Here is a 15,311-nt window from a genome sequence, read left to right on the forward strand (position 1 = left end):
GCGGATCCTCACTCCAAGTCCAAAGGTGTTCCAGGGAGCAGCACTTGAATGGCGGACGCCCGGAACACCCGGGAGGCGACCCGCCTGTACGACCGGCCTGCGCGGAGCGGCTACCACTCCACCAGCAGCCGGGACAGCCCGCGCGTGCCGAGGCCGTCCTTCCAGACCACGGCGTCGGGGCCGGGAGCCAGGCGGAGGGTCGGGAACCGCCGCAGCAGGCGCTCCAGGACGATCTGCAGCTGGAGCCTGGCCAGCGGCGCGCCGAGACAGCGGTGCACCCCGTGACCGAACGTCAGATGGGCGGCGTCGTGCCCCTGCGGGTCGAGCAGTTCGGGGTCCGCGAACGTCTTGCCGTCACGGTTGCCGTGCAGCAGGGAGACGATGACGCCTTCCCCGGTTTGGACCGTGACGCTGCCGAGCGGCACCGGCTCCACCGCGACGCGCGGGAAGCTGATGGGGGTGGAGGGGGTCAGGCGCAGCAGCTCCTCGACCGTGGGGGCCAGCCGGTCGGGCTGCTCGCGCAGCTCCTCGTACGCGGCGGGGTCGTGGAGCAGGGCGTGCGCCGACGTGCCGATCTGTCCGACGACGGTCTCGTAGCCGGCCATGAGGAGGGTGAGACCCATGGTGAGCAGCTCGCCCATGGACAGGTCGCCCTGCTCGTGCGCCCCGATCATGGAGGTGAGCAGGTCGTCCTCGGGCCGGCGGCGCTTGAGGTCGATCAAGTCGGCCATGTAGTCGATGAGTTCGAGCCTGCGGCGGGCCTTCTCCTGCGGGGTGCTGGCGGAGATGTCGAACAGCACCTCGACCCAGTCGCGGAACCGCGTGCCGTCCTCGGGCGGAACGCCCAGCAGCGAGCACAGGACGGCGAGCGGAAGCGGCGCCGCGAGCCCTTCGATCAGGTCGGCGCCCGGCCCCGACGCGGCCATGGCGTCGAGGTGGCGGTCGGCGAGCTCCTCCACGGCGGGGGCCAGCGCGTTGGTCCGGCCGGTGGTGAACGCCCTGGTCACGACGCGCCGCAGCCTGGAGTGATCGGCTCCGTCCATGCTCATCATGGAGTTGGGCACGGGCTGGGCGTCGTTGAGCTTCGGGGCGTGCGGCGTGACGGCCTCGGCGCGGCTGAACCGCTTGTCCGTCAGGACCTTGCGGGCCAGCGCGTAGTCGCACACCAGCCACATCTTGTCCCCGGCGGGCGTGAAGAACGGGACGACGTCGATGCCGTCCGGGACGTGCCCCTCCCCGGCCACGTACTGCCCAAGGAACTCCGGAAGCGGGCCCAGCGGGCCGGCGCTGCGGTGCTTCATGTGATTCCTCCCCGTTGTGTTCGGCGGTCAGGTGATCAGAAGCCGGTGCCCGGCCCCGCACTGCGTCATTTCCGATCCTCCTGCTCCGGCTGAATTGACTGGACGAGCTGAATGGGGGAGGCGCGGTGCAGGCGCGTGGATTTACGGACCAAGGCCGCCACGCTTTTACCTCTGATGCTTCGTGAACGAGCCGAGCCGGCGGCGAAGGGAATTCTCGTGTGCCGCAGCGAAGAAACTCTGGCCGAGAATGAACATACCCTCCGCCCGGGAAGCGGAGAACAGAAAGGCGCCGACAACGGTCGACGGCTGTTCAATTGTTCGATGAGCTCCGCGACCCTGTCCCGTCGACGGGACGGCCCGCAGGGCCCGCACCCGCGGGGCGAGCCGGTGTCCGGCCGCTTTGGCCTGCCTTTAGCACGGGCTGGGAGCCTGCACGCCTGATCTGTGGACCCTTCACATGGAGGCATGATGGCGATTCAGGCCAGCGACATCGAGGGATCGAGAATCGGGCAGATCCGTACGAGCCCCGACCTGGCGCCGAGGCAGCGGCGGGCCATGGGCGAGGATCCCCGTCGTGGCCAGGTGCTGACCACGAAGGTGGGCCTGCAGATGCCGGCGGGGATGTCCTTCGACGACTGGGAGAAGGCCGGACGCCAGCTGTCCGGAATCGTTGACTCCTCTTCATGGTGGCTCGGCGACTGGCTCGTGTACGGCAAGGACCACTACACCGATCGCTACCAGCGCGGCATCCGCGCCGCCGGGCTGCAGTACCAGACCCTGCGCAACTACGCCTGGGTCTCGCGGCGGTTCGACTTCAGCCGGCGGCGGGGCGCCCTGAGCTTCCAGCACCACGCCGAGCTGGCCTCCCTGCCGCACGACGAGCAGGAGGCCTGGCTCGACCGGGCCGAGCAGCGGAAGTGGACCACCAAGCAGCTGCGCAGCGCGATCCGCGCCGCCCGTGAGGACGAGGCGCAGGTCAGGCTGCCCGCCGAGCCGACGCGGCGGCTGGAGGTGCCCGGCAGCCGGCTCCAGTGGTGGCACAAGGCCGCGGAGCAGGCGGGTGTCGACTTCGAGCGCTGGGTCCTGGTGACGCTGGACAGCGCGGCCAAGGAGGCCCTGGAGGAGCTCGAAAGGCTGGAGGGCGACCATGGGCCCGCGGAGTTCAAAGGGACGGCGGACTCCGACGGACCGGCGGGGCCCGATCGATCCGCGGAAGTCGAGGGATCCGCGGGGCTTGAGCGCTCCGCGGAGCCCGGTGGACCGGAGCGGTCGGCCGGCTCCGGGCAGCGGCTGGCCATCACCGCCTGACCGCTTCGGAGGTACGGGTCACAGGGCCCGCACTCCCTCGGGAGTGTGGGCCCTGAAGGCTGGGGCCGGCCGCGCGGATCAGGGCAGCTGGCGCATCAGGTCGGCCGTGTCGCGCTGCCGGGTGCACGGGCTGTGGGTGAACGAGTCCAGCACGCGGCCGCGGACCTCGGAGGGCTGCTCCTGGCTGAGCTTGAACATGCCCTCGGCTCCCGTGACCGTGACCCGGAAGGCGCCCACGGCGGGCACGATCTGCCGGAAGTAGCCGAGGGAATCGGACATGTCCCAGCCGGTGCCGAACTTCGACTCCTCGAAGGCGCGCACGGTCGACTGCACGACTCCCATGGTCGCCTCGATCGACTCGATCTTCTCCACCACGCCCCGCACGTGCACCGAGGTGAAATTCCATGTCGGGGCGGCCGGCGACTTCTCGTACACCGTCGGCGAGACATAGGAATGCGGTCCGGTGAAGGTCAGCAGGACGAGGCTTCCCGTTTCCAGCGCCGCCCAGTGCGGATTGGCCCTGTTCATGTGCCCGAGCAGAATGCCGCCGGACAGGTCGTCCGACCATTCGGCGTTCGCCTGCGGGTCCGCGATGACCGGCAGGTGCGTGGCGAAGGGCCCGTCTTCGGCGGTCCCGTTGGTCACCGCCATTGCCAGCGGATTGTCTCGTATCAGATCGGTCATCCACGAACCGTCCGGTTCGCGATAGTTGCTGGGGACGAACATCCGGAATTCACCCTTTCGATCGGCGCTAATGCGCGAGGACATGTAAATCCGGACCGACCGTACCGCTGTCCTGTCGGCCGGACAGAGGTCTTCGCTATTCGGTCCGCGTCAGGGTCGCCAGGATCGCCTTATTGGCGTGTTCAGGTTGGCGCCGGGACGTTCTCCGGCGCAATACTGAATAGAGGTCTCCCGGATCACCGGTCGAGATTCCAAGACGCTAGCGGGAGAATTGTCTATGGGTACAACGGGTACGCATAACCACGAGATATACGACGTGGTCGGCATCGGCTTCGGCCCGTCCAACCTGTCGCTCGCGATCGCTCTGGAAGAGCACCGGGCCAATGTTCCGGAGCATCCGGTCAAGGCCGCATTCTTCGAGCGGCAGCCCGCCTTCGGCTGGCACCGCAACATGCTGCTGCCGTCGACGACCATGCAGATCTCGTTCCTGAAGGACCTGGCCACCTTCCGCAATCCGGTGTCCCGCTTCAGCTTCGTTTCGTATCTGCACGCCGCGGGCCGGCTCGTTCAGTTCGTGAACAACCAGGACTTCTTCCCGACCCGGCAGGAATTCCACCAGTACCTGGAATGGGCGGCGTCGGGCCTCGCCGACCGCGTCTCCTACGGATCGGAGGTCACCGCGATCCGGCCCGCGCAGGACAGCGGATCCGGGACCCCCGAGCACCTCCGGCTCGAGGTCCGCGACGCGGCGGGCGGCGTCCGCCAGGTCCGCGCGCGCAACGTGACCATCTCGACGGGCCTGGTGCCGCGCATGCCGGCGGGGGTCGCGCGCGACGAGCGGGTGTGGCACAGCTCCGAGTTCCTGGAGAAGTTCCACAGCCTCGACCCCCGCGAGCTGGGGAGCGTCGCGGTGGTCGGCGCCGGCCAGAGCGCGGCCGAGATCACCAGGTTCCTGTACGACAAGCTTCCGCACGCACGCGTCTCGGCGGTCATCCCGTCCTACGGCTACTCCGTCGCGGACGACACGCCCTTCGCCAACCAGGTGTTCGACCCGGCCGCCGTCGACGAGTACTACTTCGGCACCGACCAGGCGCGGGAGGCCTTCTGGCACTACCACCGGAACACGAACTACTCGGTCGTCGACGACGAGGTGATCCGCGACCTGCACCAGCGCTCGTACGAGGAGGAGGTGCGCGGCAGCAAGCGCCTGTACTTCCTCAACCTCACCCGGGTCGCCGAGGTCACCCGGAACGGCGGCGACACGCGCCTCACCCTGAACTCGCTGCTCGACAGCGAGCCGCAGGAGCTGCACGTCGACGCGCTCGTCTTCGCCACCGGCTACGAGGGCATGGACCCGGCCCGCCTGCTCGGCGACTTCGACCGCCACTTCCTGCGGGACGTGAGCGGCCGGCACCGGGTGGAGCGCGACTACCGGCTCGTCACCGCGACCGGACCGTCCTGCGGGATCTACCTCCAGGGCGGCACCGAGCACACCCACGGGCTGTCCTCGTCCCTGCTGTCGAACATCGCCGTGCGCAGTGGCGAGATCGCCGACTCCATCGTGCTGCGGCGGGCCGAACAGGAGCAGGCCGGGGCGCGCACCGTCGAGGTCGCGGGAGCCGGCCGGCCCTGACCCCCGCGCTCTTCCCCCACGCCGAAGGGTGGGCCCCGGTGCTGTACCTCCAGCACCGGGGCCCACCCTTCGTCCGTCTTCGGCAATTCCGTGGAATGCCGCATTCACCTCACGCGGCGCTCGCGGAAACCGAGTCGGCGGCCATCGCGTCGCGCAGGCTCTTCGGGCGGAGGTCGGTCCAGTTCGCCTCGACGTGCTCCAGGCACTGCTGGCGGCTTTCCTCGCCGAATACGATGCGCCAGCCGGCCGGAATCTCGGCGAACGAAGGCCACAGCGAGTGCTGCTCCTCGTCGTTCGCCAAGACGTAGAACCGGCCGTCGGCGTCGTCGAACGGGTTGCTGCTCATGAATGCACTCCAATTCAAGCCGTTCACGGTCCGCTTCCCGGCCGGGAAACGGACCGTCATCCGTTAGTGGGGATGGAGTTGGCGAGACCGCCATGCCCGATCATGGCATCTTTCGGGCGTCCCGTGGAGACCGTCGGGCCCATGAAGCGCCCCACCGGTCGTCGATGTCCTTTGCCCACTGTCCTGTTGACGGGACAGCGGTAACACACTGCCCCGAATCTTCGCTGTTCTGCCCTGAGTTCCCGGGAATGGGCTTCCGGTGGGCCCTTCCCCCGCGCGATGCTGGACCGGTGACCGCGGGCCCGTATCCGCGGGAATTCACGTGTTCCGGGAGCCCTGAGTCCTCCACAGAAGGAGTTGTGCCGATGAGCGTCACCAGCGCGGCCGGCGTTCTCTTCCCCCTGCGCGCGAGGTTCTCATGACGATCCGTCAGCATCCCGCCCTGGCCAAGGCGCGGTCCATGGGCGAGGCGCTGCCCTGGCTGACCCGCCACCAGGACCGGACCGTCGTCATCAAGCTGGGCGGACACGCCATGGTCGACGAGGCGCTGACCGCCGCCTTCGCCCGCGACGTGGTCTTCCTGCGCTACGCCGGACTGAAGCCCGTGATCGTCCACGGCGGCGGTCCGCAGATCGGTGCCGAGCTCGAACGGCGCGGCCTGGCCAGCGAGTTCAAGGCGGGGCTCAGGGTCACCTCGACGCCCGCCATGAACGTGGTCCGGATGGTGCTCGCGGGGCAGGTGCAGCGCGAACTGGTCGGGCTGATCAATGCGTACGGCCCGCTCGCCGTCGGCATCACAGGCGAGGACGCCGACACCCTCACCGCGACCCGGCACGTGCCGTGGATCGACGGCGAACCGGTGGACATCGGCAGGGTCGGCGACATATCCCGGGTGGACACCGGAGCCATCGAGGCACTGCTGGCGGACGGCCGCATCCCGGTGGTCTCCCCGGTCGCGCGCAGCGCCGAGGACGGTCACGTCTACAACGTCAACGCCGACACCGCGGCCGCGGCGCTCGCCACCGCGCTGCGCGCCCAGGAGCTGATCATGCTCACCGACGTCGAGGGCCTGTACGCGGGCTGGCCGCTCAGCGACGAGGTCATCGGCAGGCTCACCGCCCGCGAGCTGGAGAAGCTGCTGCCGGAGCTCGCCGACGGCATGGTCCCCAAGATGACCGGCTGCCTGCACGCGGTGCGGGGCGGCGTCGACAGGGCGCGGGTGATCGACGGGCGGGTCCCGCACGCGATCCTGCTGGAGATGTTCGCGGACGAAGGGGTCGGCACGGTGATCGTGCCGGACCTGGAAGAGGCGCAGGTGCCGGCGTGAGCGCGCCGACCCGCCGGGCCGGGATGGCGCCACGGTGGCGCCATGGCGCCCGCGCCGGCGCCACCGAGAGCGGCGGGAGCGTCTGATGGGTGTTGGCCGGAACGCGATGGCTCATGGAGCCTTGCCCACGCCCGGTTCCGGGGCCGCTCCGGGGCGTCGCGACCCAGGTCGGCGCGGTGCGCCCGCACGCTCCGGGGAGTCTGCGCCCCGACTCGGCAGGCAGCGCCTTTCGGTCAGACTGCCGTTCTGGCTCAGATGTGGCGCGACAATGGCACCAAACATGTGCCATGCTGGCGTCATCGACCCGACGTCGTAGGAAGCGTGCCAGCGGCGCCTCCTTCGCCCTCTTTGCCTTCTTCGCCTCGACCGGCCCGCTCCGGGTCGCGGACCAGGCCTGCGGCCGGCCGTACTGACCGGCCGTCCGTCCCCACCGGAAACACCAGCCGCCCGCTCGCGGTACCGATTCAAACAGGAGTTTTTTCGCTATGGCCACCTTCCTTTACAAAGTGGGCCGATTCGCCTTCAGGCGACGAGGTCTGGTGACACTGCTGTGGCTCGCCGTCGTCGTCGGGGCCGGTTTCGCGGCCTCCGTCGCTCCGCCGCCGCCCACCGATACGTTCTCGATGCCGGGTACGGAGTCGCAGAAGGCCTTCGACCTGCTGAAGGAGAAGTTCCCGGCCATGAGCGTGGACGGCGCGACCGCCCGCGTGGTGGTCCGTGCCCCCGCCGGCGAGAAGCTCACCGATCCGGCCCAGAAGGCCAAGGTCGAGAGCCTGGTCGGTGCGCTCGCCAAGGCGCCGGACGTCGTCGCGGCCTCCGACCCCTTCAAGACCAACGCCGTCAGTCAGGACGGCACCACGGCCTACGCCGTGGCCACTTACAAGGTCTCGGCCCTCAAGGTGACCGACGAGGCGCACGACGGCCTCGACAAGGCGCTCGAAGACTCCCGGGCCACCGGCTTGACCGTCGAGGCGGGCGGCGACGCCGTGAAGGTGGACGGGGCTCCGGGCGGCGGTGCCGAAGGCATCGGCATCCTGGTCTCGGCCATCGTCCTGGTCCTCACCTTCGGCTCGATGATCGCAGCGGGCATGCCCCTGCTCACGGCCATCTTCGGCGTCGCCATCGGCGGCGCGGCCATCACCGCCCTCGGCACCACCTTCGGTCTCTCCAGCACCACGTCCACCCTGGCGCTGATGATCGGCCTCGCCGTCGGCATCGACTACGCCCTGTTCATCGTCTCCCGCTACCGCTCCGAGATGGCCGAGGGCCGTGAGCGCCAGGACGCCGCGGGACGGGCCGTCGGCACGGCCGGCTCGGCCGTCGTCTTCGCCGGCCTCACCGTCATCGTCGCCCTCGCCGGCCTCAGCGTGGTGAACATCCCGATGCTCACCAAGATGGGCCTCGCCGCCGCCGGCACGGTCGCCGTCGCCGTACTGATCGCGACCACCTTCGTCCCGGCGCTCCTCGGCTTCGCGCCGATCAAGGTCATGCCGCGCAGCGAGCGCAAGAAGTACTACGGCAAGCCGCTCTCCGAGCGCCAGCAGCGCAAGGCCGACAAGCGGGCCGCCCGCCAGAAGCCGAACCTGGGCACCCGCTGGGCGCGGTTCGTCGTACGCCGTCCCCTGGTCGTCCTCCTCTTCGGAGTCCTGGGCCTCGGTGCCATCGCGGTGCCCGCCGCCAGCCTGCAGCTCGGCCTGCCCGGCGAGGGCACCATGGCGACGGACACCACCCAGCGCAAGGCGTACGACATGCTGTCCGAGTCCTTCGGGGCCGGCTTCAACGGGCCGCTGATGGTCACCGTCCAGGCCAAGGACGCGGCCACCGCCGCCGCAGGCGTGGGCAAGGAGCTCGGCAAGGTCGAGGGCATCGCCACGGTGACCCCCGCAACCCCCAACGACACGGGCGACACCGCGGTCCTCACCGTCATCCCGAAGACCGGACCCACCGAGACCGAGACCGAGGACCTGGTCGGACACATCCGGGGCATCGCCGGCACCCTCGGGGCGGCCAACGGCGGCGCCGAGATCCTGGTGACCGGTCAGACCGCCCTGTTCATCGACTTCTCCCAGACCCTCGACGACGCGATGCTGCCCTATCTGGGCCTGGTCGTCGGCCTCGCCTTCCTGCTGCTGGTGCTCGTCTTCCGGTCGCTGCTCGTCCCGCTCAAGGCGGCGCTCGGCTTCCTGCTCTCCGTGGGCGCGGCCCTCGGCGCGGTCGTGGCCGTCTTCCAGTGGGGCTGGCTGGGCGACTTCTTCGGAGTCGAGCAGCCCGGCCCGATCATGAGCACGCTGCCGATCTTCATGATCGGTGTGGTGTTCGGTCTCGCGATGGACTACGAGGTGTTCCTCGTGACCCGGATGCGGGAGGCCTACGTCCACGGGGCGCAGCCCACCGAAGCCGTGGTCACCGGATTCCGCTACGGCGGACGGGTGGTCGGCGCCGCCGCGATCATCATGGTCAGCGTCTTCTCCGGCTTCATCATGGAGGACAACGTCTTCGTCAAGATGGTCGGCTTCAGCCTCGCCATCGCCGTCCTCTTCGACGCCTTCGTCGTCCGCATGGCGCTCGTGCCCGCCCTGTTCGCCCTGCTCGGCCGCTCGGCCTGGTGGCTGCCCCGCTGGCTCGACCGGCTGCTGCCGAACATGGACGTCGAGGGCGAGAAGCTGAACCACGTGCTCGGCGCCCCGATCCCGGCCCAGCAGCGCCGGGAGCAGGAGGTCCACATCCCCGGCTGATCCTCCGCTGAACACAGCGCCCGTACGCCGACGGCTCCCGGAGCCGTCGGCGTACGGGCGTTCGCGCTGCGGCGACAGACGGCCTAGGGGAGCGGGAGGGCGATCAGCTTCTTCGCCTCGCGGAGGTAGAGCCGCTTGCCGTCCGGATCCGGGGTCAGGATGGAGGCGCTCGTCTGGTAGTGCCAGACCGCGCTCTGCGTGCGGATGCGGACGGCTCGCAGGCCCGTGGCGTCCATGCTGTAGATGTGGCTCGGGGTGACCACGGGGGCGATGTCGCGATTCGGGTTCGTGCCCTGCGGCAGGACGTCCGTCCACTGCAGCGTGCCGAAGGTGGCGCTGATGGCGACGATGCCGCGCGTGCCCTGCACGGCGTAGACGATCCCGTCGCGGACGGCCGGCATGCCGTACCGGCGCTGGCCGATCACCTTGCCCACGTCGTGGCCCTCGCCGAAGGACCAGGCCTGCTGGCCGTCGGTGAGCCGCAGCGCCTGCAGGTTCTGCGCACCGACGTACACGTGCTGGTCGTCCGTGGCCGGCTGGTCCGGCGTGGCACCCGGCGCCTCCAGCGACACGGCCCAGCGTTCCGCGCCGCTCCCGGCGTCGTGCAGGGACACTCGCAGGGCGTCGCCCGTGTCCGCCCGCTGCCACAGCAGCACCCCGCCGCGTACGGCCTTGGCGCGGACGAGGGACGGGCGCCCCAACTCCACCTGGTTCGCGGTGGGGGCCGCCGTCGGCTGCCGCCACAGCTCCTTGCCGCTCTTCAGGCTCGCCGCCACCACGGACCACTGCCCGCTCCCGGCCGCCTTCGCGCAGAGGAACACGGTGTCGCCGTCCACGCCCAGGATCTGGTTGAGCGCGTTCGTACCGTCGTACGCGGGCAGTTGGACGAGCGGCGCCTGCTCCTTGCCGTTCTCCAGGGACAGGGGCACCACCGCGAGGGCCTTGTCCGCGGCGTCCGGCTTCCTGATCCCGTACAGGACCTTGCCGTCGGTGGCGACGCGCCAGACGTCCGAGTACCCGTGGAAGTCCATCAGGTACCTGCCGTCCTGCGGGGAGACCCCGACGGTCGTGATCCCGCGGGCCATCACGAGCATGCCGTTCACCGACAGCGGGGTGCCGCCAACCCGCGGAGGAGGCCCTTGGTCCTGCCACAGCGGGTCCGGCGGCGGCTGCAGGGCGGGCTGCCCGGCATCCTTCGCCCCGTCCCGGTCGCGGCCGCCGAGCCAGGCCCACAGCCCGCCTCCCGCCGCCAGCGCCACCCCTCCGGCCGCCGCGCCGGTGACCGCGAACAGCCTGCGCCGCGACATGCCGCCGCCCGCGCCGACCACGGTGTCCGGCTCCACGGCGGGCGCCGGCAGCCGGAGCGGCGGCTCCTGCCACACCGCCGCGGCGCGCCGGGCGATGTCCGCGAGCACCGGCTGCGGCAGCCCGTCCGCGAACGGGGCGCCGCCGGGAGCGAGCAGCCCGGCCAGCTCGGCCGTCGTGGGGCGCTGCGCCGGGTCCTTGGCCAGGCAGCGGGCGAGCAGCGGACTCAGCGCCGCCGGTACGCCGCCCAGGTCGGGCTCCGCGTACCGCACCCGGTACAGCAGGTCCGCGGCCTGCCCGCCGCCGAAGGGGCCGTGCCCGGACGCGGCGAAGACCAGCACACCGGCCAGGGCGAACACATCGCCGGCCGGGGAGTGTTCGAGACCGCCGGCCTGCTCCGGCGACATGAAGGCGGGGGTGCCCGCCGCGGCCCCGGTGCGGGTGAGCCGCTCGTCGCCGAGGGCCCGCGCGATACCGAAGTCGATGACCTTGGGCCCGGCGGCCGTGACCATGATGTTGGAGGGCTTGAGGTCGCGGTGCACCACGTCGGAGCGGTGCAACTGCCCGAGTGCCAGGGCCAGGTCGGCGCCCAGCGAGCGGACGCACGCCTCGGGCAGCGGACCGGCGAGCCGGACCGCCTCGTCGAGCTGCGGCCCGATGACGTACTCGGTGGCCAGCCAGGGCGTGGCGGCCACTGCGTCGGAGCCGAAGACGCGGGCTCCGTAGCGGTCGCCGATGACCCGGGCCGCGTCCGACTCCAGCCGGAACCGGGTACGGAAGGTGGTGTCGGCGGCGATCCGGGTGTGCACGGTCTTGAGCGCGACCGTCCGCCCGCCCGCCGAACGGGCCAGATAGACCGTGCCCATGCCGCCGCTGCCGAGCCGGGCGAGCAGCCGGAAGTCACCGAGGACCTGGGGGTCGTCGTGGGTGAGGGGCGCGAGCGGTGCGCGCGGCGGCGATACGGACATCGGGGTCAGTGCACCTTCTGGGGCGAGGCGAACGGCTGGTGCGGGGCGGGGAGTTCCGCGGCGAGCACTGCGGCGGACTGGGCGGCGAGCGCGGCGACCACCCGGCCCGGCAGCGGCACGGCCGCGTGGTCGAGGACGGTTCCGGCCCGCGGGTACGCCTCCCCGCCCGGGCCCGGGCCCGCCGCCGCGGACACGAGCTCGCCCAGCACCTCCCCCGCGGACTGCGGCCGCGCCGCCGGGTCGGACGACAGACAGGACCCGACCAGCCCGCGCAGGCCCGGCGGCAGTTCGCTCTGCTCGGGCACGGTGTGCCCGGTGGAGGCGTACGCCAGTACGGCGCCGAGCGCGAAGACGTCCCCGAGCGGCCCGGGCCGGCCGCCCGACGCCTGCTCCACGGCCAGGCACCCGGGATCGAGCCCGGGCAGCCCCGACCGCCGCACTCCGTCGGGAGCCGCGGCCCGCACCGCGCCGACGCAGGTCAGCAGCGGCCCGCCCGGGGTGACCAGCACCGCGGCCGGCGACAGGCCCGCGTACGTCACCCCCTGGGCGTGTACGGCGGCCAGCCCCTCCGCGAGCGCGGCTCCGAGCCGGCGGACGGTGTCCTCGGGCAGCGGGCCGCCGTACGCGGCGAGCACGGCCGGCAGCGGCAGCGCGGGCGTGTACGGGGCGGCGTACCAGGGGAACCCCGCCGTGCCGCCCATCTCCGCGATGCCGAGGAACCGGGGCACGGACAGCCGCCGGGCGCCCTCCGCCTCGATCGCCCACCGGGACGGATCGGCGCCGATCCGGGGCACGCAGACGAGAACGGTGCGCTGCCCGTCGGCGGTGCGCCCGAGGTAGCGGCGTTCGGGAACGGTGCGTTCGGCGGACTCGGAGTCGAACCGGGCCAGGATCACGTACGGCCCGACGTGCGACGGGTCGTCGTGACGAAGGCGTTCCATGTGCGCTCTCCCGGGTCGGTTGATCGGCCCCGAGCCTAAGCGGTGCCCGCCGCGGCGGCCGAACCGGGCGGGTACCGCGTGGGTGCGGGGACGGGCCGGGGGCGTGCCTCAGCCGATGGTGGGCATGGCCGTGAGCTTTCCGTCGTTGACGAGGAAGACGCGGTAGCCGGCGCTGGACAGGCCCCAGGGCCCGCGTGATTCGGGGGACCAGGTCCAGAAGCGGCCGCGGTCGATGGTCGAGTGGGCCGAGACGCCCCGTCCGTCCGCCTCGACGAACCAGACCGTACGGCCCTCCACGACCGGGGGCGTGTGGGGGATCGGCCCCGGCACGCTCCGGCGCGTCGGAAACGCCAAGCCGCTGTCCCTGGGCACCTGGGACAGCGACGTACCGTCCATGGCGAGCACGTATCTGTCCTGGAGGGCCGCCGGACCCCAGCCCCCGGCCCCCTGCTGCGGTTCCTCGGAGCTCGTGTTCTTGTTCCACTTGTTGTCCCACACCTCGACGCCCGTGCCGACGTTCAGGGCCTGGAGGGAACGCCCGCCGAGGAAGACGACGTCGTCCACGACGAGCGGCTGCACGGCGGACTTCGCCTGCCCGGAGAGCCGCCAGACCGTGCGACCCGTAGCCGTGTCGAACGCGAGGACGTCACCGTCGGCACCGAAGAACACCAGCATGCCCTTGCCGGTCGCGGCCCGCGGCCCGGGAGCCCGTACGGCGGTCTCCGCCAGCGGCACGGTCCAGCGGACCTTGCGGCCGGCCGTGTCCACGGCGCGCAACTTCCCGCCGCGCGTCACCAGATACACCGCCGACGCGTCCGCGGCCAGGATGCGGCCGGTGTCGGCGCCCTGCACCGACCACACCTGCCGGCTCGTGGAGCCCTCGAAGCAGCGCAGCTCCCCGTCGTCACCCGCGGTCACGAACAGGTGCCCGGGCAGCGCGACCAGCCCGGCGGCGGGCCGGACCCCGGGCAGCCGCCACTTCTCCTTGCCGTCGGTCGTCAGCCGCGCCGCCAAGCCGCCGCCCTTCGCAGCGAAGACGACGACGTCGAGCACGGGCAGCGGGGTGGTGACCACCCCGTCCACCGCCTGAGCCGCCACGGGCAGCGGACCCCACAGCTCGCGCGGCGCCGTCCCGTGGTCCCCGTAGAGCAGGGACAACGCCTCCGCGTAGCTCTCCTGCCCGGCCGGCGGTATCACCCGCGGCTCCTCCCGCAGCAGCCACCAGGCACCGGCGGTCCCGCCCGAGGCGGCCAGCACGCCCCCGGCCACCAGCCCGGTGCGCAGCAGCCGCCTGCGCGAGGGCCCGGTCCCGGAATCGCCGGCGATGACTGTGGCCTGCCGGACGGCCTCGGATCCCCGGCGCTCGATGTCCTTGGCCAGCGGCCCCGTGCGCCAGACCCGGTCGGCGCCCGGCGGCGGGGCGAACGCGCCCGCCATCTGGTCGGGGGTCGGGCGGTGCGCGGGGTCCTTGGCGAGGCAGGGCGCGATCAGTACACGCAACTCCGGCGGCACGGAGTCGAGTTCGGGCTGCCCGTGCACCACCTCGTACTGCACGGCGGCCACGTGCGTACCGTCGTAGGCCCGCCGTCCGGTGGCCGCGTACGCCAGCACCGCGCCCAGCGAGAAGACGTCGGCCGCCGGTCCGACGCGCTGACCGAGCACCTGCTCCGGAGCGCCGTACCCGGGGGTGACCGGCACCTGGCCGGTGGTGGTGAGCGTCAGCCCGTGCTCGGGGCGCGCGATGCCGAAGTCGATGATCCGCGGCCCCGCGGAGGTGAGCACGATGTTCGCCGGTTTCAGGTCGCGGTGCACCAGCCCCACCGCGTGGATGTCCCGCAGGGTCGCGGCGAGCGAGGCGGCGAGCGCGCGGACGCCGTCGGAGCCGAGGGGCCCGTACTGGCGGACGGCGTCGTCGAGGGTGGGCCCGGACAGGAACTCGGTCGCGATCCAGGGCCGGTTGCCGGTGTCCTCGGTCTGCGCGTCCAGGACCCGGGCGACGCCGCCGCTGGTGACCGCCCGGGCGGTGTGGGCCTCGCGCAGGAACCGCTGGGCGAGGTGGGGGTCGTGCGCGAGCTCCGGCAGCAGCACTTTGACGGCCGCGGTCCGGCCGCTGTCGTCCCGGCCGAAGTACACCTTGCCCATGCCGCCTTCGCCGAGGACTCCGAGGACGCGGTACGGGCCGAGCCGGATCGGGTCACCGGCACCGAGGGGTTTCATGACGTGCTGCTTCCTGTCGTTCACGGGTGTCAGCGGAAGTCGACGGGCAGGCCGGTCGGTTCCTTGATGCGCTTCATGATGATCTGCGAATTGACCTCGGTGATGCCGGAGAGGGCCGTCAGCTTCTCGATCCACAGGCGCTCGTACGCGCGCAGGTCCGCGACGGCGATGCGCAGCAGGCAGCCGGGGCTGCCGAAGAGGCGGTAGGCCTCTATGACGTCGGGGATGTCCTGGAGGGCCGCCTCGAAGGCCTCGACGGCCTCGCGGTCGCGGCGCACCTCGATCGAGACGAGCACCTCGAAGCCGCGGCCGACCGCCTCGGGGGAGATCACGGCGCGGTAGCCCTGGATCACCCCGTCCTGTTCCAGCTGGCGCACCCGGCGCATGCACGGGGAGGGGGTCAGACCCACGCGCTGGGCGAGCTCCTGGTTGCTGAGGCGGCCGTCGGCCTGCAGCTCACGCAAGATTTCCCGGTCAATGGCGTCCATGGCGCAATTATCACCCACGCTGTGTAACAGGCAGGGCGGAAGACGCAATCACATTGCG

General features: G+C 71.6%; 11 protein-coding genes. 4 read left to right on the top strand and 7 right to left on the bottom strand.

All coding sequences use genetic code 11. From position 1 onward, the window contains the following. Positions 1 to 110: 110 nt before the first annotated feature. Complete coding sequence (locus OG472_RS32290; protein ID WP_405942321.1) at positions 111 to 1,301, bottom strand: cytochrome P450; 1,191 nt, start codon at positions 1,299 to 1,301, stop codon at positions 111 to 113. 465 nt (positions 1,302 to 1,766) lie between these two features. Between OG472_RS32290 and OG472_RS32295 the strand changes: the two genes are divergently transcribed. Then, entirely contained in the window at positions 1,767 to 2,609 is an 843-nt protein-coding gene (locus OG472_RS32295; RefSeq protein ID WP_401613715.1) for an LmbU family transcriptional regulator, read from the top strand. A gap of 78 nt (positions 2,610 to 2,687) precedes the next feature. Here the strand turns inward: OG472_RS32295 and OG472_RS32300 are convergent, their stop codons facing one another. Continuing rightward, entirely contained in the window at positions 2,688 to 3,377 is a 690-nt protein-coding gene (locus tag OG472_RS32300) for an FMN-binding negative transcriptional regulator (RefSeq protein WP_401613717.1), read from the bottom strand. A gap of 193 nt (positions 3,378 to 3,570) precedes the next feature. On the opposite strand from OG472_RS32300, the gene OG472_RS32305 reads away from it, so the two are divergent. Further along, complete coding sequence (locus OG472_RS32305; RefSeq protein ID WP_401613719.1) at positions 3,571 to 4,926, top strand: lysine N(6)-hydroxylase/L-ornithine N(5)-oxygenase family protein; 1,356 nt, start codon at positions 3,571 to 3,573, stop codon at positions 4,924 to 4,926. Positions 4,927 to 5,035: 109 nt separating this feature from the next. Here OG472_RS32305 and OG472_RS32310 read toward each other — a convergent pair whose 3' ends face one another. Continuing rightward, entirely contained in the window at positions 5,036 to 5,272 is a 237-nt protein-coding gene (locus tag OG472_RS32310) for an MbtH family protein (protein WP_319726399.1), read from the bottom strand. Positions 5,273 to 5,690: 418 nt separating this feature from the next. Here OG472_RS32310 and argB point away from each other — a divergent pair, with 418 nt between their 5' ends. Together argB and OG472_RS32320 are read left to right on the top strand one after the other, a co-directional pair. Further along, complete coding sequence (gene argB, locus OG472_RS32315; protein WP_405832366.1) at positions 5,691 to 6,599, top strand: acetylglutamate kinase; 909 nt, start codon at positions 5,691 to 5,693, stop codon at positions 6,597 to 6,599. 485 nt (positions 6,600 to 7,084) lie between these two features. Continuing rightward, on the top strand, positions 7,085 to 9,334 hold the full coding sequence (locus OG472_RS32320; RefSeq protein WP_401613723.1) for an MMPL family transporter: 2,250 nt from the start codon (positions 7,085 to 7,087) through the stop codon (positions 9,332 to 9,334). Positions 9,335 to 9,417: 83 nt separating this feature from the next. On the opposite strand, the gene OG472_RS32325 is transcribed toward OG472_RS32320, so the two are convergent. The 4 genes from OG472_RS32325 to OG472_RS32340 form a co-directional block, all read right to left on the bottom strand. Further along, positions 9,418 to 11,607, bottom strand: coding sequence for a protein kinase domain-containing protein (locus OG472_RS32325; RefSeq protein WP_405832367.1), 2,190 nt, complete (start codon positions 11,605 to 11,607; stop codon positions 9,418 to 9,420). Positions 11,608 to 11,612: 5 nt separating this feature from the next. Beyond that, positions 11,613 to 12,548, bottom strand: coding sequence for a serine/threonine protein kinase (locus OG472_RS32330; RefSeq protein WP_405832368.1), 936 nt, complete (start codon positions 12,546 to 12,548; stop codon positions 11,613 to 11,615). A gap of 108 nt (positions 12,549 to 12,656) precedes the next feature. After that, positions 12,657 to 14,789, bottom strand: a complete 2,133-nt coding sequence (locus OG472_RS32335) for a protein kinase domain-containing protein (RefSeq protein WP_405942322.1) — start codon at positions 14,787 to 14,789, stop codon at positions 12,657 to 12,659. 5 nt (positions 14,790 to 14,794) lie between these two features. Further along, positions 14,795 to 15,253, bottom strand: coding sequence for an Lrp/AsnC family transcriptional regulator (locus OG472_RS32340; RefSeq protein ID WP_383577176.1), 459 nt, complete (start codon positions 15,251 to 15,253; stop codon positions 14,795 to 14,797). Positions 15,254 to 15,311: the final 58 nt, after the last annotated feature.

Source organism: Streptomyces sp. NBC_00207 (assembly GCF_045160965.1).
Classification (GTDB): domain Bacteria; phylum Actinomycetota; class Actinomycetes; order Streptomycetales; family Streptomycetaceae; genus Streptomyces.

Bases quoted from the DNA above. Each gene is read 5' to 3' on its own strand.
- OG472_RS32290 (WP_405942321.1), bottom strand. From the start codon at position 1,301: ATGAAGCACCGCAGCGCCGGCCCGCTGGGCCCGCTTCCGGAGTTCCTT.
- OG472_RS32295 (WP_401613715.1), top strand. From the start codon at position 1,767: ATGATGGCGATTCAGGCCAGCGACATCGAGGGATCGAGAATCGGGCAG.
- OG472_RS32300 (WP_401613717.1), bottom strand. From the start codon at position 3,377: ATGTCCTCGCGCATTAGCGCCGATCGAAAGGGTGAATTCCGGATGTTC.
- OG472_RS32305 (WP_401613719.1), top strand. From the start codon at position 3,571: ATGGGTACAACGGGTACGCATAACCACGAGATATACGACGTGGTCGGC.
- OG472_RS32310 (WP_319726399.1), bottom strand. From the start codon at position 5,272: ATGAGCAGCAACCCGTTCGACGACGCCGACGGCCGGTTCTACGTCTTG.
- argB (WP_405832366.1), top strand. From the start codon at position 5,691: ATGACGATCCGTCAGCATCCCGCCCTGGCCAAGGCGCGGTCCATGGGC.
- OG472_RS32320 (WP_401613723.1), top strand. From the start codon at position 7,085: ATGGCCACCTTCCTTTACAAAGTGGGCCGATTCGCCTTCAGGCGACGA.
- OG472_RS32325 (WP_405832367.1), bottom strand. From the start codon at position 11,607: ATGTCCGTATCGCCGCCGCGCGCACCGCTCGCGCCCCTCACCCACGAC.
- OG472_RS32330 (WP_405832368.1), bottom strand. From the start codon at position 12,548: ATGGAACGCCTTCGTCACGACGACCCGTCGCACGTCGGGCCGTACGTG.
- OG472_RS32340 (WP_383577176.1), bottom strand. From the start codon at position 15,253: ATGGACGCCATTGACCGGGAAATCTTGCGTGAGCTGCAGGCCGACGGC.